Here is a 23,556-nt window from a genome sequence, read left to right as displayed (position 1 = left end):
TAAACATCTGGGCTAAAATGATACACTATAATCTACGTTATTTTAGAAATGAATAGAGGGATTTATATGATAGATAAAATTAAAAATGTTGTAGAGGATATGTATGAAGATGAAGCAAAACATTTACTTCAAAGTATTCTAATACAGTTAGATGTATTAGACGGGAATTATAGCGAAGATATGATAAAAAATTTAACGAGTATCCCTAAGCAATTGACGAGTCATACAACTCAGGAAAAAAATTTAGAAGAAAGCACACACATTCATATTGCCTTTGATGATTCAACTGCCGGATGTTTAAAATATATGTTGAAACAAGAAGGATTACACGAGGAGAGTGTTGTTTCATACTCTGAATTCTTTTCAATTGGTCCCATACATCAATTACATACGAATGAAGGTCAATTAGCAAGGGCACAGTGGTTATTAAATAACTTAACTTCTTATGATTGTTATTTTGAAGAAGAGTATTTACCAAGATTTAAGGAGACTTTAGAAGAGCTACATTCAATTCCGAATGAAACACCGATTACCGTTTGGAAGGCGGATAATGCCCATGAGCACGTAGGGCTTTGTTTTGCAATTGCGCAATTAAAAGATAAGAAAGATATTCGTGTTCTGAATACTTCTGAAGCGAGTAGAGAAATATTAAAACAAGATTATGATATTCGTGGAACTGGAGAATTATCTCCTGAAAGTTTAGCACTATTCAAAAAAAGTTTTGTGGAATTTCCGTATTTACCTGAAGAGAAGCGAATGAAGTTTGCACATGAGTGGGATAGATTATCGCAAAGCACGGAGTTTTTAAGAGTTTGGAAAGACGATGAAGTGCATTCTGTACAAGAAGATTATTTTGATCAATTCATTATTGAGTGTGCGAAAAATGTAGGAGCAGATAAAGAATTTCATAAAGCTCCGAGAGTAATAGGTGAAGCACTTGGACTTGCGGATCAATTGGTTGGGGATACGTTTTTGGAATATCGCTTGAAAGAATTAATTAAGCAAGAAGTATTTGAATATGAAGGTTCGTTAGATCAAATGCGTTTTTATAGTGTGAAGTTAATAAAATAAAAAATATATTTTGTTTATAAAAAAGCTCGTATTTAAAAATACGAGCTTTTTTTAGATGAATTTAGGCTATACATAAGCTTCCTATGAATGGCGTATCACATATGAATGTTAAAAGAAACAAATGAAAAGAAGGTGATGGGTTATTATGTATAACCAACAAAACTATCCATATGATCAAGAGATGTATTATAATCCACAAAACTACGGTTATGAATCTACAAATGAAGTGAGAGATATTGAACAAGAAGACTATAGACCAGACGATGCGGAAGATGCTCCAACATCACCACCACCGTCACAAGCTCCGTCGTTACCGTCCACATTTGCTTCTCCAGCACAAGCAGGCAATATGAAATCTTGGATGTGTAACTGTCTAGGAAGATGGGGCTATTTACGTTTACATCGACCTGGTCCTTTCGGAAGAGATTTATGGTTCTTTCCAACCGAGGTAAGAAGAAGCGGGGTTTCAGGTTACACTTGGCAAGGTGGTCGTCGTCGTAAAGTAAGTTATCGATATCAACAAATTAATAATTTTATGTGCTTCGCATAATAGGAAGTGAGAGAGTAGAATAATTTTACTCTCTCACTTTTTTATTTTTCAATATACGAAGTAAGATTTTAATTAAAAATTTACAATTTTCTAGTTTTTATTGAAGTATAATTCAAATGTTAGGTTGATTTACACAAATAATTGAGAGTGAGGGAATGTAATGTCAATAAAAAATAAGGTTGGCCGAAAAATAGAGGATGGCATTAATTTAGCTTCTGCTCAGTTTAAAGAAGATGCTTATGAAATTTATAAAGAATCGAGAAAAGTACAGCCTATATTATTTGTAAATCAAATTGAAATCGGTAAAGAATGGCTCATTACAAGATATGAAGATGCTCTGCCGCTTTTAAAAGATAATCGCTTAAAAAAAGATCAGGCAAATGTGTTTCCTCAAGATACAAAGAACATGCATCTTTCCGTTGACAATAGTGATCATTTAACAACGCACATGTTAAATTCGGACCCACCTAACCACAGTCGTTTGCGATCTTTAGTTCAAAAAGCTTTTACACCGAAGATGATTTCACAATTAGACGGAAGAATTCAGAGAATAGCGGATGATTTAATAAGTGAAATAGAGCGAAAAGGTACATTAAATCTTGTGGATGATTATTCATTCCCATTACCGATTATTGTAATAAGTGAGATGCTTGGAATTCCAAAAGAGGATCAAGCGAAATTTAGAATTTGGTCTCATGCTGTCATTGCATCGCCAGAAACACCTGAAGAAATAAAAGAAACCGAAAAACAACTATCTGAGTTTATTACATATCTCCAATATATAGTTGATGTAAAACGAAAAAATCCAAAAGAAGATTTGGTTAGTGCGTTAATACTTGCAGAAAATGAAGGGCATAAACTTAGTGCTCGAGAGCTATATTCAATGATCATGTTATTAATTGTAGCCGGACACGAGACGACAGTGAATTTAATAACAAATACGGTATTAGCACTTCTTGAAAATCCGAAGCAATTACAGTTATTAAAAGAAAATCCGGAATTAATTGATTCAGCTATTGAGGAAGGATTGCGTTATTATTCTCCAGTTGAGGTGACAACTGCAAGATGGGCGGCTGAGCCTTTTCAAATCCATGACCAAACAATTCAAAAAGGAGATATGGTTATTATCGCATTAGCTTCAGCAAACCGTGATGAAACAGTATTTGAAAACCCAGAAGTATTTGATATTATGCGTGAGAATAACCGTCACATTGCTTTTGGACATGGTAGCCATTTCTGTTTAGGAGCTCCACTTGCTAGGTTGGAAGCAAAGATTGCTATTACTGCTCTGTTTAAAAGAATGCCATCGTTACAAATAAAAGGTGAGCGTGAAAAAATTAATTGGCAAGGCAATTATTTAATGCGTTCTTTAGAGGAATTACCATTGTCTTTTTAGAATAGTTATATTGAGACATGCATACACGACAAATGATTAACATAGAGTATGTATGTGTTATTTAAATTCGAAACGGAAGGGTGAAAACATCCCAATGATCAACTAATTCTATTTGTAAGAGATCTTCGTTAAAAAACGAAATATTCTTCTGAATAGGATTAGTATGTGCATGTATAGAAAAGGGATGTGTTTCGCACTGGAATATATAGTCTTTTCATATGATTTGTGCTGCCTCCTGTTCAGAACACGAAATAGGAGGCTTTTTTATGTCGACGACTGCAGAAACGAAACAAAATCATGGAGTATCACAAGTATTAAAAAATCGATTTGTGCAAGGGATTCTAGCATCAGCATTATTTTTACAAGTTGGAATTTGGGTTCGTAACTTTGCGGTATTACTTTATGTTATGGAAATGACGAAAGGTGATGCTTTTGCTATTTCAATGATTTCGGTTGCTGAATTTGCTCCCATTTTTATTTTCTCATTCATTGGTGGAACTTTTGCTGATAGGTGGAAGCCAAAGAAGACAATGATATGGTGTGAGACGTTAAGTTCTATTTCCGTATTCGCTGTATTAATTACTCTTATGTTTGGAACGTGGAAAATCGTGTTTTTTGTGACGCTTATTTCTGCAATCCTTTCGCAGTTTTCTCAACCATCTGGTATGAAGTTGTTTAAACAGCATTTATCAACGGAACAAATTCAATTAGCGATGTCTATATATCAAACAATATTTGCGATTTTTATGGTGTTAGGACCGATTCTTGGAACATTTATTTTTCATAGTTTTGGAATTTATATTTCAATCATCATAACAGGTATCGCTTTTTTACTTGCAGCAGCTGTGTTGTTATTTCTTCCGAAAGATCTTGAGAATGATAATGAGAAGAAAGAAATTACGCTGTTACAGGAAATGCTGGATGGTATTAAATATGTAAAAAAGAAAAAAGCATTAACTTTGCTAGGGTTTTGTTTTATGGCAGCTGGACTAGGTATAGGTTTAATTCAGCCACTAGGCATCTTTATTGTGACTGAGCAGTTAGGGTTATCAAAAGAGAGTTTACAATGGTTACTAACAGTAAATGGTGCGGGAATGATTGTTGGCGGGGCTTTAGCGATGGTATTTGCGAAAAACGTTGCTCCCCAAAAGATGTTAATTGTAGGGATGCTCGGTCAGGCAATTGGAATTGGTATTATAGGCTACTCGACAAATTTATGGGTGACACTTACGGCACAGCTTTTTAGTGGTTTAGCTCTTCCATGTATCCAAATTGGTATTAATACGCTCATTATTCAAAATAGCGATACCGATTTTATTGGTCGCGTGAACGGCATTTTAAGTCCACTATTCACCGGTTCAATGGTAGTAACGATGAGTATAGCTGGTTCCTTAAAGGAGATGTTTTCATTAGGTACGATGTACGAGGGGACGGCTCTACTATTTATAATTGGATTATTGTTTATTTTACCTATATACAATTTAAAGCCAGTAATAGCAGTAGAAAGTGAAATGAATGGTAAAGGAAGTGCTGTGCAACATGAATCCTAATCCAAATGTTAAATACCCTATTGAAGGAAATCAAAACGTTCATTTTATAAAAAATACAATAACGAAATCTAATATATTTGTTGGTGACTATTCTTATTATGATGCGAAAGATGGAGAAACATTTGAAGATCGAGTATTATATCATTATGAATTTATTGGGGATAGGCTTACCATTGGAAAGTTTTGTTGTATTGCAAATGGAGTTACCTTTATTATGAACGGAGCGAATCACCGGATGGATGGATTTTCGGCATATCCATTTAATATATTTGGAAATGGGTGGGAGAAGTATACACCTAGTTTGTCTGATTTACCTTACAAAGGTGATACAGTTATAGGAAATGACGTTTGGATTGGTATGGATACAACTATTATGCCCGGAATAAAAATAGGGGATGGTGCAATCATTGCAGCTAAATCTGTTGTGACTAGAGACGTCGCACCATATACAATTGTTGGCGGAAACCCTGCAAATAAAATAAAGGAACGATTTACAAATACAATAGTAGAAGAGTTATTGCAAATTCAATGGTGGCATTTTGACATTGAAAAAATAACAGAAAATATAGATGGTATTGTACAAGGAGACATTGAACCATTAAGAAAACTAAAAAGGGAATAAAAAATGCATGTCAAAGAGTATCATACCTCCGAATTTTGTTAATGATAATAGAACAAGGAGGTGTGATACTATGGCACAAGACGTTTTATGTGAAGTAAACAACTGTAAATTTTGGGCTAACGGCAATAAATGTAGTGCAGATGCAATTTATGTAGTAAGTAATAAAGGGAAACATGCATCTACTACGGAAGAAACAGATTGCAAAACTTTTGATCCAGAAATATAAAATTTTTGAAGGGTAGCCAAATCGTGGTTGCCCTTTTATTAATTATAGTATTGATAATAAATCTCATTTTCATTCATTGTTTTTAACTTTTCTTTTTATTTTTTCATATTTTCTTCATAAGTGATGTAATCCAGAGCAATTCATGTTCAATACGCGATTTACTAAATTCAATGACTTCTGTAATAAAATTCAATGACTTCTGTAATAAAAGATGAGCTAACATGTAAAGATTGAATAGCAGCAAGCTGTTTATGTAGTACGTCTTGGCGTATTGTTAAAATTTCTTTTCTAGCTTCGTAATCAAGTTTTTCAAATAGCGCGATACGCACAAGGAATTCAGCGTTATTTGTCGCAATCTTTTCGGGAAACTCTCTTAACATTTCATAAAAAATTTCTTCTCCTGTTTCAGTTATGTCGTACATATTTCAATTAGGCTTTCCGACTTGTTTATGTATTTGTTTAATTATAGCCCCCATATTTTCGAAGCGCCGAAGAGCGGGATACAGTGTATTATGGGGTTCAGCCGAGATACGTGTAAAAACGGGTCATAAGCTGTAATATATTTCCATTATTGGTTTTTTAGTTGAAAATATCTACCTCATGATTAACAAAAAGCTGATTACCTATGCGCTATAAATGAACTGCCCCCAATTGTTAAACAAAACCTAGCAATTGGGGCAGTTCATAGTTATCATTTGACTCTTCTAGTGACTTTCTCAAGTAAAGCACCCTTTGGTTTGAAGTGAACCCGAATAGTGGTACATGAAAAAAACACCTCCTGAATTCGCATACTAAGTATGCAAATTCAATGGAGGTGTTTTTCGTTTGAAGACAAGAGTTCATTACCCAGAAGAAATAAAGTGGAAAGTGATTGAGATGAAAAAGGATGGTTATTCAAATCGTACCATTATGGAGACACTCGGCATTAAAAATGTTTCCCAAATTAAGACATGGATGAAATGGTATCGTACAGATCAAACATATCGTTTTCAACAACCTGTAGGAAAACAATATTCTTATGGAAAAGGGTCAAAAGAGCTAAGTGAATTGGAACAGCTACGATTAGAAAATAAACATTTAAAAACAAAATTACTTGTATGGGGAAAGTATCTGGAAATCGAAAGGAGCTGAAACCACATACCGTTATTACCCTATGGAATGAATTAAAAACAAAAATAACCGTACAAGAACTGTGTAAAGTATTAGAGTTACCACGTTCCTCATTTTATCGTTGGTTACAGATAGCCGAACGCCCTAAAGACGAGATAGAAGAGAAAGTAAAGAAAATCTGCCTTAGGCATAAATTGCGGTATGGATATCGAAGAGTGACCGCCACTCTTCGAAAAATGGGACTGTGTGTGAATCATAAAAAAGTATTACGGATTATGAGACAATATCATATACTCTCAAAAGTGCGTCGAAAGAAAAAGAAATATATGAATGGTGCGGAACCAGTGGTAGCTCCTCATCGATTGGAGCGTCAATTTGAAGCATCAGCCCCAAATGAAAAGTGGTTCACAGATGTGACTTACTTATTATTTGGAGAGCGTACCTTGTATTTATCGACGATTATGGATGCCTTTAATCGTGAAATTATTAGTTATGTCATCAGTGAGTCACAAACACTAACATTAGCGATGAAGACATTAAAACAAGCAATGCGAGGAAGAAAAATAAAAGATGTGATCCTTCACTCAGATCAAGGGAGTATTTATACAGCGAAGGAATTTCAAGCATGTGCCAAAGAAAACGGCATTATCACCAGCATGTCCCGGAGAGGAAATTGCCATGATAATGCCGTCATGGAAAGCTTCTTTGGTCATTTAAAAAGTGAAGCTTTCTACTCACAAAAGATAACAAAAGTATCCAACACAACTGTGCGAAAGATTGTGCTAGAATACATTCATTACTACAATTGTGTGCGAATTCAAGAAAAATTAAACCACCTATCCCCTAAAGAATTTAGGGAACAGATGGTTTAGGTGTTTTGATAGGTGTCCCGTTTTCGGGGTTCACTTCAGTTGAATAAGATTTATTTATTCATTCCCATCAATCGCTTAATTGTTCTTATTTGTCCACGATGATTAATTTCGTCTTCCATAACGTGAAACCACAAGTAGTAATTATTATAAGGCACACCATTATCCCACTTGTTTTCCTCGAATAATCAGCTATCTTGTTTTGATTTCAGATATGTTAGTGTATTTTCTCTAACTTGTGATAATTCATTCAAATAATAATCTAAAGATTGCTTTTTTATTCCTTCCCTTGCTTTGTCTCCAAGTTCTAAAGAAATTCGCCACTTTAGATATTCACTTTCAGTTAAATCTCTTTTTTCAAACGAGATAACTTGATGAAGAAACTCCATCGCTGCAATATGTGATAAGAGAGAACCAATAGTGTTTGAACTACCGTTTGGTAAGAAATCTAAATCACTTTGGTTTAAATTGGAGATTTCGCTCAATGTAACATCTCTTGTATGTTCAAGCATTGTTACAAGCTCTCCAATCTTATTTGAATAGTTTTCTTTTGAAATTATTCTATAATCTATCATATATATCCCTCCAATTCATGCTAAGCATAAGTTTACCAATAAAATAAAAAAAACAAAGCCTGGAAATTCATGTAAAATAATGATATAATTTAATTGAATATAAAGAAAAAGGAATCCTGTTTTTATCAGTGTTACCTTATCCAAGACTAAATTTTACCCATACATCATTTTTTTGATGTAGCTCTTGAAGATAAAAACTATTTAATTTTCAAGGAACAGTTATTAACTTAAAACTTATTATACGAGGAGGGTGTATCATGAAAAAAATATGCTTTGTATTAATTGTCGACGCTGGTATAAATTATGGTTCAATATTTTCTCTACCATTTTTAAGGAATCAGGATGATTTGAAGGAATATTTTTCTAAGTATTATGATGTTTCAATTAATTATATTAGGGATAAAAACTCAGTTGACTATTTGGTAGTTCCCAAACCGTGTCCACCTTTTGATAATGAAAATAATCTTCCAATAATTGAAGTACCAGCAATCTTATTTATGGAAAAGGATTTTGAAAAAATAAAGACTTATATAGACAATTATTTTTCTAATAACTCATAAAGAAAATAAAAGTACAGTAAAAAGAAGTCCGATAAAAAACGAGTGGCGTAGAATATTTCTATTAATCATTCGTTTTTTATTATATTTACATATCAGTCTATCGCAAATGAACTTGTACAAAATATCGGAAAATATAGTGAGGTTAATATCGTTGAAGAGTTTGCTGCACCTTTACCTGTTACCGTCATATCCGATTTATTAGGAGTGCCAACAACGGATCGTAAAAAGATTAAAGAATGGTCTGATATTTTATTTATGCCATATAGTAAAGAAAAATTTAACGATTTGGATGTAGAAAAAGGAATTGCGTTAAATGAATTTAAAACGTACCTGCTTCCAATTGTTCAAGAGAAAAGATATCATTTAACCGACGATATTATTTCAGATTTAATACGAGCTGAATATGAAGGTGAAAGATTAACCGATGAAGAAATAGTTACTTTTTCTTTAGGCTTATTAGCGGCAGGTAATGAAACAACTACAAATTTAATTATTAATAGCTTTTATTGCTTTTTAGTGGATTCACCTGGAATATATGAAGAGTTAAGAAAAGAACCTACATTAATTTCAAAAGCGATTGAGGAAGTATTACGCTATCGCTTTCCCGTTACATTAGCTAGGATGATTACAGAGGACACAAATATATTTGGACCTTTTATGAAAAAGGATCAAATGATTGTTGCATGGGTAAGTGCAGCAAATTCAGATGAGAAAAAGTTCTTACAAGCTTCTAAATTTAATTTACACAGAATAGGAAATGAAAAGCATTTAACCTTTGGTAAAGGTCCTCATTTTTGCTTAGGGGCGCCACTTGCACGTTTAGAAGCTGAGATTGCATTAACTACCTTTATAAATGCCTTTGAAAAAATAGAGTTATCTCCATCGTTCAATTTAGAAAAATGTATATTAGAAAATGAACAAACATTAAAATACTTACCTATTCTTTTGAAAACTAGGTAAAACGTTCAGCAAGGTACAAAATTACTGTACCTTGTTTTTTTATTTCTCAATTGTGAATTTTTAGTGGTCTATTTAGTATGGAAGTGTGTGAAAGAAGAGTGGAGGAGGATGCTTATGTTAACGTGTAATGGAAGTAAAACGTTTCAAACATTTATTAAAGCTGTAACGGATTTAATTGATAGTAATTTATTAGAAGATCAAATTGTTTGTGCGATTGAAAAATTACTAGAAGAACTTTTAGAAAAAAAAACATGGCTTCCGCTAGAAAAACAGAAGGCGAATTCGGCTCAATATGCACGGCACTTGTTATATGAAGATCCTTTAAAGCGATTTGAAGTATTAGCTCTTATATGGAAAGATGGACAATCTACACCTTTACATGATCATGATGGTACATGGGGAGTAGAAGGTGTTTTTTCAGGAAGGATAATGGTGCAGAACTTTATACAAACTAAGCAGCTTGAAAATTCACTTGTTTATTTAACCCATACAGGAAATCTTTATTTGGGAGAAGGAGAAACAGATAAAGTCATTCCACCAGCTGATTGTCATATTCTTAAAATAGCTGAATGTGAAAGCGTTGTCACGATTCATATTTACGGAAAACGTTTAGAAAAGTTTAAAGTATATGTCCCAACTGAAGAAAAGAATGTGTATATGTGTGAGACAAAATATATTAGTTATAGTTCATAGTTTAAAATCAAAAGCTTTTCTTTAAAGAGAAAAGCTTTTGATTTTATTTTTAATTATTTCTTGACCTGAAACGCTTTTCATAAATTATAAATAAGAAGTACTTAACGAGCTCAATATGAAAACGATACCTTTTTGTTAAATAGATCTCGTGTATTTATAGAAAGTGGTGAAGAAATAATGAAATTAATAGCAATTGACTTAGATGGAACCCTTCTTTCCGGTAATAAAATGATAAGTAAAGAAAATGCAGAAGCAATTCGAAAATGTCAGGAAGCAGGCCATGTTGTAGCTATTTGTACAGGGCGTTCTATCGTTGATATTGAACGATTATTGTTAGAAGTTAATTTAGAGTGTCCAATTATTGCGGAAAATGGTGCCCTTATTTATAAAGATAAGAAAATGATGAAGAGATATCCAATTCAAAATATGCAGGCACTTGAGATTGTAGAATATCTTGAAGAGAATGGCTTGTATTATCAGCTTTATACTAATAAAGGTGTGTATGTACCAGATTATGGAGTAGAGAGTGTACGTAATGAAATCGAGTATGTGAGGAATGCAAAAGAAAATTTCGATTTGAAAGAGTTAGAAACGATTGCAGCATTATATCTTGAACATACAGCATTTCATAGTACAGAAAGTTGTAAACCAATTGTAGAAACTGATATACATGTGCATAAACTTTTACCGTTTTCTTATGACATAGAGAAATTAAAAAAATTAAAAGAAACGTTTCTGCATAATACAGATTTAGCTATTACATCTTCCTATTGGCATAATTTAGAGATTAATCATCGAGATGCTCAAAAAGGAAATGGATTATATACTTTAGCAGAACATCTTAATATTCCAGTTGAAAACACTGTAGCAATAGGTGATGGCTTAAACGATGTTTCTATGATGGAGAAAGCAAATATATCAATTGCAATGGGAAATGCAGTTGAAGAAATAAAAGTGATGTGTCAATACGAAACGTTAACAAATGAAGAACATGGTGTCGCACATGCTTTATATAAATATGTAATGTAATAAAAAAAGAAAAAAGAATCCAAATAGATTCTTTTTTCTTTTTATTAGGGGTAAGGTATTCTATGTGATTCATAGAAGCCTTATTACACCTAATTATATAGAATATATTGGAATAAATGTTTATATTTTTCATGAAAATTATGAAAAATTTGTGAACTTTATGTTTATTGTATTTTTATAGTGCTGTTAGCAGCGCGTAACACTCCCATATTATTTTCTGTTTTTAATTGAAAAATAGAATTTGTTAGAATAATTATTCTACAGCTATATACCTAGGAGCACTTTCTTCGTATAATGAAGAAGTATGAATTTTGAATTTGTATAATTTTTACATATCGAGGTGAAAAAGGAATGAATGCGCGGCTAATGGAACTTATTGATGTGAGTACAATAGAAACCATGGCAGAACAATTTTATAAATTAACCAACATATCACATCAACTTCTTGATGCTGAAAACGAATGTATATTTTCATTTGGAATTAATGAAATGAAAGTATGTAAACTTCCCAAAATTGAAATCCCCCTTTTCTTATACAATCAATATTTAGGATCTTTTATTGTATGGTCCAAACGAAGCGAAATTTGCAATTGCCAAAAATATTTTGAAATGCTTTCTAACCTCATTATAACTGGGATGAAAAAAGCAGTTCAAAGTAAAAATACATCGTTACTTTCTCGAAAAGAGGAAGAACTACATACGATCTTACAAAACATGCCTGTTATGGTTGATGCGCTTGACTATAATGGAGATTTTGTTTTGTGGAATCGAGAATGCGAGATTGTAACAGGTTATACTGCTGAAGAAATAATTGGGAATCCAAACGCTCTTCAATTACTGTATCCTGACCATAATTATCGCCATCAAATACAAAATAAATTTTTGACTCGTGGAAAAAATTTTAGAGATTGGGAAATGAGTTTAACATGTAAAAATGGTGAAATTAAAACGATAATGTGGTCCAATATATCAGAACAGTTTCCTGTAACAGGATTTAGTTACTGGGCTGTTGGGGTAGATATTACACATTTAAAAGCAATAGAAGAGCAATTAAAACAACAAACGTCTGAATTAGAATTAATTTTTAAAGCTTTACCAGATTTATGTTTTTTAACAGAATATGATGGGACAATTATAGATTATAAAGCAGGATCCCCTACAAAATTTTACGTACCTGCAGAAGCTTTTATGGGAAAAAAGTTTTACGAAATATTACCGTCTCCAGTAGCACAGCAATTTCAAGAAGCAATTCGCCAATTGAAAGAAGAAGGAAAGAATGTAATTGTAGAATATATTCTAACAATTAATGGAAGTATCGATTTCTTTGAAGCTAGATGTTTACCATTATTACAAGATAAAATTATGATCATTGTACGCGATATCACAGAGCGGAAAAAGGCAGAAGAATTGCTAAATAAATCAGATACACTTGCGGCAATTGGTCAATTAGCAGCCGGTGTAGCTCATGAAGTGAGAAACCCATTAACTGTAATTAAAGGATTTATACAGTTATTCCAAATTAATAAAGAAGATCAAGAAAAATATTTTGACCTTATGCTTTCCGAAATAGAAAGAATAGAAGCAATCCTCCAAGAGTTTTTGTCGATTGCTAAAACTGATGAAATAAATACAGAAAAGAAAAATATTTATCAAATTTTTAAAAATGTCGTATCATTAATTAATACAAAAGCAATTATGACAAATATTCAAGTTGAACTATTTACAGATTCCAAAGAGATAATCATTGAATGCTCAGAAAATCAATTGAAACAAGTATTTATTAATATTTTGCAAAATTCAATTGAAGCAATGCTAGATGGCGGGAAAATTTCAATCCATATAAAAGAAATACATAAAAAAGGTGTCATTATTAGTGTAATAGATGAAGGAATAGGAATACCTGAAGAAAGAATTAAAAGATTAGGTGAACCTTTCTATAGTACGAAAGAAAAAGGTACCGGTATTGGATTGATGTTAAGTTATAAAATAATTGAAGGTCATCAAGGAACAATAAGTATAATGAGTGAGGTTGGCGTCGGGACAACTGTAACTATTTACTTGCCGAAAATTCAGAGTAAACAATCTCTATCAAATTGTGATGATAAATGTATATCGATACGTTCTAGTATTAATTCTTAAATAAATGATTAAATACCCAATGAAAAAAGCTAAACTTTTTTCATTGGGTATTTTTATATTTAATTTAGTAAACTTTACCTTTTCTTAACCTTTGTTTTAACTTCTATTAAGTTTTTATCAGTATATTAATATTTGTACAAAGTACTGTATAGAAAATGTGCATTACTTTTAATATATAGATTCAATTATTATTAGAAATACTGTAAGGAGGAGATTATGACAAGGTGAAAAAGCAAGTGAAAAAAAGTGGTAGAGCAATACCGATGCGGTTAAATATTTTATTTCTATGTGTATTTTTATTATTTTCTGCAATGATTATACAGTTAGGTAAAGTGCAAATTTTCGATGGAGAGACTTATAAAAATGAAGTAGAAAAGAGAGAAAATGCAACTGTGAGCCTATCTGTCCCACGTGGGAAAATATTTGATCGAGAAGGGAATCCAGTTGTTGATAATACATCTTTACGCACGATCACGTACACAAAGATGAAAGGTGTAAAATCAGAAGATATATTAAAAACTGCAAGACAACTTGTAGACATAATTGAAATGCCGCAAGAAGATATAGATAAGTTAAATGAGACAGATAAGAAAGATTTTTGGATGCAATTAAACCCGAAACTGGCTGAAAATCTAGTATCGAAAAAAGAAATAGATACATTTAGAGAAAAGGATATTAGCGGCAAGAAGCTAGATAAAAAAATAGAAGAGTTAAAAAGAAAACGGGTTACAGATAAAAATCTTCAGGAATTAACAGAGAAAGATATAAAAGTGTTAGCTATTAAAAGTAAGATGACTTCTGGTTATCAAATGGCTCCTCAAATTATTAAAAAAGATGTTAGTGAAAAGGAATTTACTATAATTAGTGAAGGTTTAGCGAATCTCCCAGGTGTAGACGTATCGGTGGATTGGGAGAGAGTGTATGTAAATGATGGATTATTCCGATCTGTTCTTGGAAATGTTTCTAATTCCGATGAAGGATTACCAAGTGAACGATTAGATTACTACTTGGTACGTGATTATAGCCGAAATGATAGGGTTGGAAAAAGTTATATCGAGCAGCAATATGAAGATGTACTTCATGGTACGAAAAAAGAAGTAAGAAGCGTTGCAGATAAACAAGGTAATACAATTAGAACGGAAACCGTTTCTGAGGGAAAGAGCGGTAAGAATTTAACTTTAACAATAGATATGGAATTACAGAAAAAAGTAGAAGAGAGCATAGAAAAAATATTAAAGGCCTATAAAGGTTCAGAATCGATGTTGGACCGTGCTTTCGTTGTAATGATAAATCCGAAAAATGGTCAAGTATTATCAATGGCAGGGAAAAAATTAGTAGAAAAAGATGGGAAAACAGAAGTTGAAGATTATGCTTTAGGTACGATGACAAGTTCATATGAGCTTGGATCAACAGTTAAAGGTGCGACAATATTGACTGGTTTCGAAACGAAAGCTATAACACCAGGTACTTACTTTTATGATGCGCCTATGAAGTTTAAAGGAACTAAGGAGAAAAAGTCTTGGAAAGATTTCGGGAATATTGATGATCTAAGAGCTTTACAAGTTTCTTCTAACGTTTATATGTTTAATACAGCATTAAAAATTGCAGGTGTAGATTATGTGAAAAATAGTTCATTAAATATTAAACAGGAGTACTTTGATAAAATGAGGTATTATTTCAGGCAATTTGGATTAGGTGTTCCAACGGGTATTGATTTACCGAATGAAACAGCTGGACAAATTGGTAAAAAAGATAATCAACCTGGTTTTTTACTAGACTACTCAATTGGCCAGTATGACACCTATACGCCACTTCAGCTTGTACAGTATATTTCAACAATCGCAAACGGTGGATATCGAATGAAGCCACAAATTGTTCAAGAGGTAAGAGAGCAAACGTCGCAAAAAGATGAGATTGGTAAAGTGGTGCATTCAGTAGAACCAATCGTTTTAAATAAGATAGATATGAAAGAGGAATATATAAATCAAGTAAAAGAAGGATTTAGAAGGGTATTCCAAGAAGGTGATGGAACAGGAGTAAGGGCGTTCCAAAAAGCATCTTATAAGCCAGCAGGTAAAACAGGGACAGCACAGACAGTATACGGTGGAGAAAGTGATATTGGAAGAAATGAAAAAGGTGAGCGAAGAGAATGTTATAATTTAACGTTAGCAGGATATGCGCCGTATGATAATCCTGAAGTAGCATTCTCTGTAGTTGTGCCGTGGGTTATTAATGATAAATCTGGTATTAACTCTGATATTGGAAAAGAAGTTTTAGATGCTTATTTTGAATTAAAAAATAAGCGATTAACTGGCGAAGCACCAAAAACAGATGACTCTAAAGAGAATTAAAATATACGAAACGTCTCTAGCAATTATATGAACTAGAGACGTTTTTTACATACGAATAGATTAGAAATGAGGTATATATGAAGCAATTGATTCTAAAAGATCGGAGAAAAATATGTAGCTATATTTTAATTATAATAGGAATTATTTTTATTAATAAGGCTAGCATCTATTTTTCTTCTTTTCATCATGGTGATGTTGTAATAATAAAAAAAGAAGACTCGCCTACATACTACGTGAAACGAATTATTGGATTACCGGGGAATAACATACAATTAAGAGACGATGAGGTATATATTAACGGTAAAAAGCGTGATGAGTCGTATATACAGTTAGATATGTCACAAGTATCAAATCGTTTTTCAAACTGTGGAGAAATGAAAGTTCCCACGCATAAATTATTTGTGTTAGGTGATAATTGAAATCATAGTAAAGATAGTAGGAATACGCTTGGACTAATTGATGAGTCAAATATAATAGGTAAAGTGAAAATGGTATATTATCCATTTGATCAAATAAAATGGATAATATAATTCTATTAGATATGCACGTTTTATAAAATAAATCATATATTGATAGCATAGGACAAGCAGAAAAGCTTATCCTAACCTCACAGAACACTCCTTATCACAGTCAGGCATCTACATTTTATGTAGATGCCTTTTTCAATGTCTGATAATTATTTATCAACCTAAAGTAGTAAGTATATTGGGACTATTAAGGGAAGATTGCTTGTAATAATAACAGTACGATTAATAAGAAGATTGAATTGTAAGGAGTGAGAAATAAGTGATGAATATTTTAATAGTTAATTTCCCTGCTGAGGGACATGTAAATCCTACATTAAGTTTAGTAAAGGCCTTTACTGAAAGAGGTGATAACGTACACTATATTACAACGGAAAGCTTTAAGGAAAGACTTGAAGTTTTGGGAGCTATTGTACATACTCATCCGGATTTATTAAAGGAGATTTCTATTGATAATGAAACTTCATATGGATTAAAATCTTTCTTTCATGTACATGTTCAAACTTCTTTATACATATTAGAAATTACGAAGCGATTATGTAAAAGCATTAATTTTGATTTCGTAGTTTATGATATATTTGGTGCTGGAGAGTTAGTAAAGGAATATTTACAAGTTCCAGGCATAGTTTCCTCTCCTATATTTTTAATTCCACCAGTATTATTGGAAACCTTGCCTTTTCATCCAAATGCAGAAATACAATTCCAACCCGATGAACTCTCTAAAAAGTTACTGTATCAAATGGAACATGAATTTGGAGTAAAGCCCAAAAATAATCTTCAATTTATGCATAATAAGGGAGATATTAGTCTCGTGTATACAAGTCGTTATTTTCAACCTAATAGCGATTCGTTCGGAGAAAACAATGTTTTTATTGGACCGAGTATTATAAAGCGCAAAACAAATGTAAAGTTTCCACTTGAATTGCTTTCAAAAAAGAAAGTTATTTATATTTCAATGGGAACACTTCTCGAAGGGCTCGAACCATTTTTTAATACTTGTATTGATGCTTTTTCAAATTTCGAAGGGATTGTAGTAATGGCGATTGGTGATAGAAATGATATTTCAAAAATTACGCAAGCGCCAGACAACTTTATTATAACCCCTTACGTACCTCAATCAGAAATATTAAGTGAAGCAGATGTTTTTATTACACATGGTGGAATGAATAGTGTGCACGATGCAATCCATTATAATGTCCCATTTGTGATAATACCGCATGATAAAGATCAGCCTATGATAGCGCAAAGATTAACTGAGCTTGAGGCAGCACATAGATTATTGAAAGAGCATGTTAATGTGCAAACTTTAAAAAAGGCGGTAACAGACGTTCTTTCAAATAAAAAGTATAAACATGGCATTCAAAAACTGAATGAAAGTTTTTTAGAGTGTGGTGGTTCCAAAAGAGCCATTGCAGTTATTGATGCTCTTTTAAATAAATAGCTCGGATAATATAAAAGCATAGAGGCTCTACCTGTATGCTTTTATATTATTATCCAGCAAATTGTACAGCAGTATTCGCATGTAAATAAGCAGTATCAAAAACAGGAACAGATAGATCATTTTGGGAAATGAGCAAAGGAATTTCCGTACAGCCAAGTAGAATTCCTTCAGCCCCATTATTAATTAATGAATTGGTAATTTGTAATAGTTTTTCTTTTGATGTTTCTGAAATAATTCCTCTACTTAATTCATTTAATATGACGTGATGGATAAAAGTTCTTTCTTCGTCATTCGGGATGATTGTCTCAATGTTATATTTTGCTAGTCGTGATGTATAAAAATCTTCTTCCATTGTTTGTTTCGTTCCTAATAATCCGATCCGTTTTATATTCTGTTCTACCATTTCTTTAGCACTTACATCACCGATATGAAGAAGTGGGATTGATATTGCTTGTTCTACTTCCTCAGCAAATAGATGTACAGTATTAGAACACATTAGTAAACATTCAGCTCCAGAGTGTTCTACTTTTTTTGCTACTGCGACTAATTCATTTTTCACTTCTTCATATTGATGATTTTGTAATAATGTAGTTACTTCACCAAAGTCCATACTATATAAAACAAGCTTCGCATTTTGATCATATTGAGAGAGAGTTAGTGTATTAATATGTTTATAATATAACGATGTTGATTCCCAACTTAGTCCGCCAATTAAGCCGATTACTTTCATCATGCATTCCTCCCGTAACAATTTTGAATTTATTATTTCATAATTCCGATAAGAATACAATGATTTAGATGAACTATTTATCGAAAAATAAAAATAGTAAGAAAAGTATTGAAATTATTTATTGTTAGTGCCATAATACAGATTACAAATACATACTTATCCAGAGAGGTAGAGGGAACGGCCCTTTGAAGCCTCAGCAACCCCTATGTAATTACATAGGAAGGTGCTAATTCCGCAGAGGACACTATGTGTCTTTTGAAAGATAAGGGGATTCTTGTACGTGAAAGAAAATGACCTCTTATTTAAGAGGTCATTTTTTGTTGTATAGAAAGGAAGTGTCGATGCATAATTCATTTTCAAAATAAATATAGAGTATTAAAAGTTGAATAATACGAGAGGGGAATTGTAATGAACAAATTAACGACAAAGCTAGTAGTAGCTATTGGAATTGGAGCAGCTCTATACGGGGTATTAGGGCTTTGGGGATTTTCTATCGCACCGAATACATTTATTAAACCCGCATTGGCTATTTTAACAGTTTTTGGAGCGTTATTTGGCCCGGTAGCAGGACTTTTAATAGGACTCATCGGTCATACCGTTACAGATACGATCGCTGGTTGGGGTATTTGGTGGGGATGGGTTATTAGTTCAGGTATTATTGGTTTAGCAATGGGACTCATACAAAAAAGAGTTGGTTTTAGTGTAAAACATGGAACGTATAATAACCGTGATATTTCTTATTTTGCAATTGCAGGGTTAATTGGTATTGTCATAGCAATTATATTTGCTGGAGCATTCGATATTATTGTGATGGGAGAACCGTTTGACAAAATAGTTATACAAGTACTAGGCGCAACAATTGCAGACGTTATCGTATTTTTAGTTCTTGGCTTACCAATCACGATCGGTCTAGCGAAATCAAATAAGAAACATACACATTTAAAAATTGAAAAGTAGGGATGAATACATGCAACCAATTATTTCTTTTGAACGATTTACCTTTCAATATAGGCATACCACGCAGCCTACTTTAAAAGATATTACATTTCAAATATATCCTGGGGAAAAGGTACTTATCGCTGGACGAAGTGGTTCAGGTAAGTCAACATTAGCTCATTGTATAAATGGGCTAATCCCATTTTCTTACGAAGGGATAAGTACCGGTAACATTTTAATAGCTGGAAAGGATCCGAGAAAAGGTAGTGTTTTTGAACAGAGTAAACACGTAGGGACAATATTACAAGATCAAGATTCACAATTTATAGGCCTTACTGTCGAAGAGGATGTAGCATTTGCATTAGAAAACGATTGTGTAAATCAAATAGAAATGAAAAAGATTGTTACGGATTCTTTAAAAAAGGTAAGCATGCAGGACTTTCATACACAAAGTCCGCATGAATTATCAGGAGGTCAAAAACAGACAGTCTCTCTTGCAGGTCTGCTAACGACAAATGCCGATATATTATTATTTGATGAACCGTTAGCTAATTTGGATCCTGCATGTAGTTTGAATACAATAGAACTCATTAAAAATATACATGAGAAATATAATAAAACAATTGTAATTATTGAACATCGAATAGAAGAAATTTTAAACCTTGATTTAGATAAAATTATTTTAATAGATGAGGGAGAAGTTATTGCCGTTGGTTCACCGGATAGTATTTTAAATTCTAATATATTACCAAATATCGGACTAAGAGAACCTATTTATATAGAGGCGCTAAAGAAATTAAATTTTGATAGTAATAATGTTAGGGTATTTCCAATTGAAAATCTTCGTAATGCAGGCGTTCATAGCCTATTAAAGAACTGGATGCATAAGCAAGTTTCATCAAAAAACAAATATATTAAAAAAGCTTTATGCAAGATAGAAAATTTATCATTTACGTACAATAACAAACATACAGCCTTAGAAGATATCAACCTTTCAATAGGAGAGGGAGAAATAGTAGCGTTATTGGGTCATAATGGAGCAGGGAAATCGACATTAGCTCATACTCTTATAGGAATAAATAAAACGAAGAATGGAAGAATAACATTCGATGGAGAAAATATAAATTGTTGGTCTATTCGTAAACGCGGGGAAGTTATTTCTTACGTTATGCAAAACCCAAATCAAATGATTACACAGCCTACTGTTTTAGAAGAGGTTTCATATTCATTAAAATTAAAAAAGGTTTCTAAAGATGAGATTGAGACAAGAGTCGAAAAATCTTTAAAAATTTGTGGATTATATCCATTTCGTAACTGGCCAATTCAGGCATTAAGCTATGGACAAAAAAAGAGGCTTACTATTGCATCTGTACTTATAACAAACCCAAAACTTATTGTATTAGATGAGCCAACAGCTGGACAAGATTATTACCATTACAAACAGTTTATGTCGTTTATTAGAAAACTGGCTGCAAGGGGCATATCCTTTATTATTATCACACACGATATGAATCTTGCTTTAGAATATGCAGATCGAGCGGTAGTTCTGCATGAAGGAAAAATTATTGCGGACAATACTGTATCTGCTGTTTTAGGGGATCAAGGAACGTTACAAAGAGCTAATCTACGGGAGTTTTCATTAATAAAACTAGCTAAATTAAGCGGGATTCCAACTCCAGAAACATTTGTGAAACTTTATATTGAAGCTAATAGGAGGGAGGAATATGCATAATACGTATTTTTATCGTATGGATGGTGCAATTAAATTATCTTTATTTATATTTTGTATGACACTTACTTTTTTATTTTTTGATTTTCGTATATTGCTAATTTTATTTATTGTTGGATGTATAGGCCTCTTAATTGCAAAAATTCAATTGCGTAAAATTATAGTTATTTTCAGCGTTATATTTACATTTAGTTTATTAAATTCCGTTATGATTCTTTTCATTACGCCCACCCATGGATCGGAATTAACGGGATCGTATACCTCTTTTTTTTATATAGGTTATGCAACAATTACATATGAAACTTTATTTTATGCAGCTACACTTTCATTGAAATATTTTACGTTATTACCATTTACACTTCTTTTTATTTATACAACCCATCCAAGTGAATTTGTAAGCAGCTTAAATAAATTTGCTATTCCTTATAAAATTACATATGCAATAAATATTGCACTGCGTTATATACCAAGTATTCAATCTGAATATATAATCATTAGACACGCGCAGGAAGCAAGAGGCGTACCTTTTGAAAAAGGAGAAGCGAGCTTGTGGATTCGTATGAAAAACCGTGTTTTAATTTTTTGGCCACTTATTATTCATTCATTAGAAAGGATTGATACTGTTTCAAATGCAATGGATTTAAGAGGTTTTGGAAAAAAGGATAAACGAACGTGGTACTATGCAAAAAACGCACAAAAGGAGGATTACATCACACTTTTTGTTTGTATTATCATTTTGATTATTGCAGTTTACTTAAAGCTGAATGTATTCCAAAGCTTCTGGTACCCATTTTAAAGCACTCTCAATAGAGTGCTTTTACTAATTTTTATGAAGACATGCTCAAAAAAGGGAGATATACATAATGTATAATACGAACCAGTTAAAATGATCAACTACCTATCAGTTTTCAAACCAAAAGGAGGAAAAAATATGAGTTTCGGCGGTTCTTGTGGTTTTGGTGGAGGTTTCGCTTTATTAGTTGTGTTATTTATTTTATTAATTATTGTTGGATGTAGCTGTTGGAGCTAAGGGTACTAATTTCTAATTAGTCTCTTCTAAATGTAAATTAAAAAAACATAGCAGATACTTTTTGTATCGAAATAAAAAAGGAGCCATTATGCTCCTTTTTTATTTATTATGCAACGTGCTCTCATTATTATATTTTGGGAATGTAATAGTTAAAGTAGTTCCTTTATTAACGATACTTCGGATTTTTAAACTGCCTCGCATCGTTTCAATAATTTTAACAGCAACCATCGTTCCTAAACCCGTACCTTTCGTTTTTGTACTAAAATATGGTTCGCCAAATCGATTAATTTGCTCTTGCGACATTCCAACTCCACTATCTTGAATCCTTATTATGACCTTATTATTGCTAACAGTTGCAGAAATAATTAGATTACCGCCACATGGCATTGCTTCTATACTGTTTTTTATTAAATTTAAAAAACATTGATGGAAGTGCTGTGTATTACCAATAATTGTTCCCTCTGAGAACTCTTTTGTAATATTAATAGTATTCATGTTACAAAAAGGCAACATCATATTAATAACTCGATTTAACTCGTGCTCCACTGAAATATGATCTAGTTTTTCTGAAGCCGGTTTGGCAAAAGTTAAGTAATCATCAATAATTGCTTGTGCACGATTTAACTCTTCAAGAATATGTTCAATATACTCATCTTTGGATTGTTGAGTTATATTAGGTGTTTTTAAAAGTTGTGTAAATCCTTTTACAACAGTCAATGGATTCCTTACTTCATGTGAAATACTTGCAGCGAGTTGGCTGACAATCTCCATTTTTTCAACTTTTATTAATTTTGATCGCATAAATATTGCATCTTTTAAAACCTCATTAAAATAGACCATAAATAATATTAAAATAGTTGGTAATAGAATGAAATAAATAATGTACAAATTATTCACTTCAAAATCTGATAGAGTTAAAACAATTACTGTTGTAAATATTGCAAGGAAAAAAGTTAAAAACATAGATGAAGTTACTTTTATTTTCCTATTGTATGTATTAAATTTTGAGGATGCGAATGCTGTAATTATTAACATCGTTCCATAAACAATGATTGTTAACAGGCTAAAACCATAAAACATAAAACGTATTATTAATAAAATCATGAGTAATGCAATACCGACTGGAAATCCACCATAAAGTGTACCAATTAAAAAGGGGATTTGTCTTAAATCGTGAATATAATTTTCATCCATATAGATGGGATACCGCATACATAAAATTAGTGGGATACTCGTACAAAGAATGATAAGTAGTTTCTTATATTTCTTCCCGAAGTACCCACTATCATAAATAAAATAAAAAACAAATATACTGCTTAAAATATAAAGAAGATTATTTAAAACATTTTGATTAATGTAAACAAAGTTCATAATACATGCCCCGTTATCCTGAATTTCAATCCCATATTTATTATACATTATAAAAGTACAAGTTTTACATGTACTTTTACAATGTATTTAGTTT

The 23,556-nt window shown here is 32.2% G+C and carries 19 protein-coding genes, 4 pseudogenes and 1 riboswitch; of the genes and pseudogenes, 19 read left to right on the top strand and 4 right to left on the bottom strand.

The annotated features are described in order from the left end of the window. Positions 1-66: 66 nt before the first annotated feature. The 6 genes from MKY90_RS13645 (at position 67) to MKY90_RS13620 (ending at position 5,415) form a co-directional block, all read left to right on the top strand. On the top strand, positions 67-1,071 hold the full coding sequence (locus tag MKY90_RS13645) for a DUF1835 domain-containing protein (protein WP_341091567.1): 1,005 nt from the start codon (positions 67-69) through the stop codon (positions 1,069-1,071). 145 nt (positions 1,072-1,216) lie between these two features. Next, on the top strand, positions 1,217-1,621 hold the full coding sequence (locus MKY90_RS13640) for a hypothetical protein (protein WP_088039497.1): 405 nt from the start codon (positions 1,217-1,219) through the stop codon (positions 1,619-1,621). A 160-nt stretch (positions 1,622-1,781) separates the two neighbouring features. After that, the gene (locus MKY90_RS13635) at positions 1,782-3,017 is read left to right on the top strand and encodes a cytochrome P450 family protein (protein ID WP_061675033.1); all 1,236 of its coding nucleotides are present in this window, start codon (positions 1,782-1,784) and stop codon (positions 3,015-3,017) included. A 266-nt stretch (positions 3,018-3,283) separates the two neighbouring features. Beyond that, complete coding sequence (locus MKY90_RS13630) at positions 3,284-4,567, top strand: MFS transporter (protein WP_137076915.1); 1,284 nt, start codon at positions 3,284-3,286, stop codon at positions 4,565-4,567. Continuing rightward, complete coding sequence (locus tag MKY90_RS13625) at positions 4,557-5,189, top strand: Vat family streptogramin A O-acetyltransferase (RefSeq protein WP_063218988.1); 633 nt, start codon at positions 4,557-4,559, stop codon at positions 5,187-5,189. The genes MKY90_RS13630 and MKY90_RS13625 overlap by 11 nt, the downstream gene beginning before the upstream one ends. A gap of 70 nt (positions 5,190-5,259) precedes the next feature. Further along, positions 5,260-5,415, top strand: a complete 156-nt coding sequence (locus MKY90_RS13620) for a DUF1540 domain-containing protein (protein WP_000046092.1) — start codon at positions 5,260-5,262, stop codon at positions 5,413-5,415. 103 nt (positions 5,416-5,518) lie between these two features. Here MKY90_RS13620 and MKY90_RS13615 read toward each other — a convergent pair. Beyond that, positions 5,519-5,945 (bottom strand): annotated as a pseudogene (locus MKY90_RS13615) (PadR family transcriptional regulator). A gap of 295 nt (positions 5,946-6,240) precedes the next feature. Between MKY90_RS13615 and MKY90_RS13610 the strand changes: the two are divergent. Further along, positions 6,241-7,397 (top strand): IS3 family transposase gene (locus MKY90_RS13610; protein ID WP_215598873.1). Its coding sequence is split into 2 segments (ribosomal slippage): positions 6,241-6,493 and positions 6,493-7,397, totalling 1,158 coding nucleotides; the frame shifts between segments, so codons are not numbered across the junction. Positions 7,398-7,447: 50 nt separating this feature from the next. On the opposite strand, the pseudogene MKY90_RS13605 reads toward MKY90_RS13610, so the two are convergent. Beyond that, positions 7,448-7,969 (bottom strand): annotated as a pseudogene (locus MKY90_RS13605) (DinB family protein). A gap of 257 nt (positions 7,970-8,226) precedes the next feature. Between MKY90_RS13605 and MKY90_RS13600 the strand changes: the two are divergent. From MKY90_RS13600 to MKY90_RS13565, 8 genes and pseudogenes are all read left to right on the top strand, one after another. Beyond that, a complete protein-coding gene (locus tag MKY90_RS13600; RefSeq protein ID WP_000717614.1) occupies positions 8,227-8,529 on the top strand; it encodes a hypothetical protein in 303 nt (100 codons plus the stop codon). Positions 8,530-8,622: 93 nt separating this feature from the next. Further along, positions 8,623-9,489 (top strand): annotated as a pseudogene (locus MKY90_RS13595) (cytochrome P450); the annotation flags it as partial. Positions 9,490-9,603: 114 nt separating this feature from the next. Then, on the top strand, positions 9,604-10,182 hold the full coding sequence (locus MKY90_RS13590) for a cysteine dioxygenase family protein (RefSeq protein WP_341091563.1): 579 nt from the start codon (positions 9,604-9,606) through the stop codon (positions 10,180-10,182). 177 nt (positions 10,183-10,359) lie between these two features. After that, positions 10,360-11,211, top strand: a complete 852-nt coding sequence (locus MKY90_RS13585) for a Cof-type HAD-IIB family hydrolase (protein ID WP_063218990.1) — start codon at positions 10,360-10,362, stop codon at positions 11,209-11,211. Positions 11,212-11,562: 351 nt separating this feature from the next. Continuing rightward, positions 11,563-13,350, top strand: a complete 1,788-nt coding sequence (locus MKY90_RS13580; RefSeq protein WP_061675528.1) for a PAS domain-containing sensor histidine kinase — start codon at positions 11,563-11,565, stop codon at positions 13,348-13,350. 224 nt (positions 13,351-13,574) lie between these two features. Continuing rightward, the gene (locus tag MKY90_RS13575) at positions 13,575-15,701 is read left to right on the top strand and encodes a peptidoglycan D,D-transpeptidase FtsI family protein (protein WP_215599611.1); all 2,127 of its coding nucleotides are present in this window, start codon (positions 13,575-13,577) and stop codon (positions 15,699-15,701) included. 77 nt (positions 15,702-15,778) lie between these two features. Beyond that, a pseudogene (gene lepB, locus MKY90_RS13570) lies at positions 15,779-16,231 on the top strand (signal peptidase I). A 256-nt stretch (positions 16,232-16,487) separates the two neighbouring features. Then, on the top strand, positions 16,488-17,666 hold the full coding sequence (locus MKY90_RS13565; protein WP_215599612.1) for a macrolide family glycosyltransferase: 1,179 nt from the start codon (positions 16,488-16,490) through the stop codon (positions 17,664-17,666). Between the two features lie 49 nt (positions 17,667-17,715). On the opposite strand, the gene MKY90_RS13560 is transcribed toward MKY90_RS13565, so the two are convergent. Further along, positions 17,716-18,399 (bottom strand): aspartate/glutamate racemase family protein, encoded by a 684-nt coding sequence (locus tag MKY90_RS13560; protein WP_316282197.1) that lies wholly within the window; start codon positions 18,397-18,399, stop codon positions 17,716-17,718. Positions 18,400-18,549: 150 nt separating this feature from the next. Next, positions 18,550-18,665, top strand: a riboswitch (SAM riboswitch). Between the two features lie 139 nt (positions 18,666-18,804). On the opposite strand from MKY90_RS13560, the gene MKY90_RS13555 reads away from it, so the two are divergent. The 4 genes from MKY90_RS13555 (at position 18,805) to MKY90_RS13540 (ending at position 22,091) form a co-directional block, all read left to right on the top strand. Then, entirely contained in the window at positions 18,805-19,353 is a 549-nt protein-coding gene (locus tag MKY90_RS13555; protein WP_002127640.1) for an ECF-type riboflavin transporter substrate-binding protein, read from the top strand. 10 nt (positions 19,354-19,363) lie between these two features. Then, a complete protein-coding gene (locus MKY90_RS13550; protein ID WP_341091557.1) occupies positions 19,364-21,064 on the top strand; it encodes an ABC transporter ATP-binding protein in 1,701 nt (566 codons plus the stop codon). Then, positions 21,057-21,857, top strand: coding sequence for an energy-coupling factor transporter transmembrane component T family protein (locus MKY90_RS13545; RefSeq protein WP_341091555.1), 801 nt, complete (start codon positions 21,057-21,059; stop codon positions 21,855-21,857). Before MKY90_RS13550 ends, MKY90_RS13545 begins: the two co-directional genes overlap by 8 nt. Positions 21,858-21,992: 135 nt before the next feature. Next, on the top strand, positions 21,993-22,091 hold the full coding sequence (locus tag MKY90_RS13540) for a YjcZ family sporulation protein (protein ID WP_000007808.1): 99 nt from the start codon (positions 21,993-21,995) through the stop codon (positions 22,089-22,091). A 99-nt stretch (positions 22,092-22,190) separates the two neighbouring features. On the opposite strand, the gene MKY90_RS13535 is transcribed toward MKY90_RS13540, so the two are convergent. Then, complete coding sequence (locus tag MKY90_RS13535) at positions 22,191-23,510, bottom strand: sensor histidine kinase (protein WP_341091553.1); 1,320 nt, start codon at positions 23,508-23,510, stop codon at positions 22,191-22,193. Positions 23,511-23,556 lie beyond the last annotated feature (46 nt).

Origin of the sequence: Bacillus sp. FSL P2-0099, from assembly GCF_038007445.1 — a bacterium.
Taxonomy (GTDB): domain Bacteria; phylum Bacillota; class Bacilli; order Bacillales; family Bacillaceae_G; genus Bacillus_A; species Bacillus_A mycoides.
The sequence above is the reverse complement of the archived record's forward strand: the minus strand, read 5'-3'. Positions and strand labels throughout refer to the sequence as shown.

What these genes read in the sequence shown, in the direction of transcription:
- MKY90_RS13645 (WP_341091567.1), top strand. Translation starts at nt 67, where the DNA reads ATGATAGATAAAATTAAAAATGTTGTAGAGGATATGTATGAAGATGAA.
- MKY90_RS13545 (WP_341091555.1), top strand. Translation starts at nt 21,057, where the DNA reads ATGCATAATACGTATTTTTATCGTATGGATGGTGCAATTAAATTATCT.
- MKY90_RS13620 (WP_000046092.1), top strand. Translation starts at nt 5,260, where the DNA reads ATGGCACAAGACGTTTTATGTGAAGTAAACAACTGTAAATTTTGGGCT.
- MKY90_RS13600 (WP_000717614.1), top strand. Translation starts at nt 8,227, where the DNA reads ATGAAAAAAATATGCTTTGTATTAATTGTCGACGCTGGTATAAATTAT.
- MKY90_RS13630 (WP_137076915.1), top strand. Translation starts at nt 3,284, where the DNA reads ATGTCGACGACTGCAGAAACGAAACAAAATCATGGAGTATCACAAGTA.
- MKY90_RS13590 (WP_341091563.1), top strand. Translation starts at nt 9,604, where the DNA reads ATGTTAACGTGTAATGGAAGTAAAACGTTTCAAACATTTATTAAAGCT.
- MKY90_RS13550 (WP_341091557.1), top strand. Translation starts at nt 19,364, where the DNA reads ATGCAACCAATTATTTCTTTTGAACGATTTACCTTTCAATATAGGCAT.
- MKY90_RS13560 (WP_316282197.1), bottom strand. Translation starts at nt 18,399, where the DNA reads ATGATGAAAGTAATCGGCTTAATTGGCGGACTAAGTTGGGAATCAACA.
- MKY90_RS13555 (WP_002127640.1), top strand. Translation starts at nt 18,805, where the DNA reads ATGAACAAATTAACGACAAAGCTAGTAGTAGCTATTGGAATTGGAGCA.
- MKY90_RS13625 (WP_063218988.1), top strand. Translation starts at nt 4,557, where the DNA reads ATGAATCCTAATCCAAATGTTAAATACCCTATTGAAGGAAATCAAAAC.
- MKY90_RS13585 (WP_063218990.1), top strand. Translation starts at nt 10,360, where the DNA reads ATGAAATTAATAGCAATTGACTTAGATGGAACCCTTCTTTCCGGTAAT.
- MKY90_RS13535 (WP_341091553.1), bottom strand. Translation starts at nt 23,510, where the DNA reads ATGTATAATAAATATGGGATTGAAATTCAGGATAACGGGGCATGTATT.
- MKY90_RS13640 (WP_088039497.1), top strand. Translation starts at nt 1,217, where the DNA reads ATGTATAACCAACAAAACTATCCATATGATCAAGAGATGTATTATAAT.
- MKY90_RS13540 (WP_000007808.1), top strand. Translation starts at nt 21,993, where the DNA reads ATGAGTTTCGGCGGTTCTTGTGGTTTTGGTGGAGGTTTCGCTTTATTA.
- MKY90_RS13635 (WP_061675033.1), top strand. Translation starts at nt 1,782, where the DNA reads ATGTCAATAAAAAATAAGGTTGGCCGAAAAATAGAGGATGGCATTAAT.
- MKY90_RS13580 (WP_061675528.1), top strand. Translation starts at nt 11,563, where the DNA reads ATGAATGCGCGGCTAATGGAACTTATTGATGTGAGTACAATAGAAACC.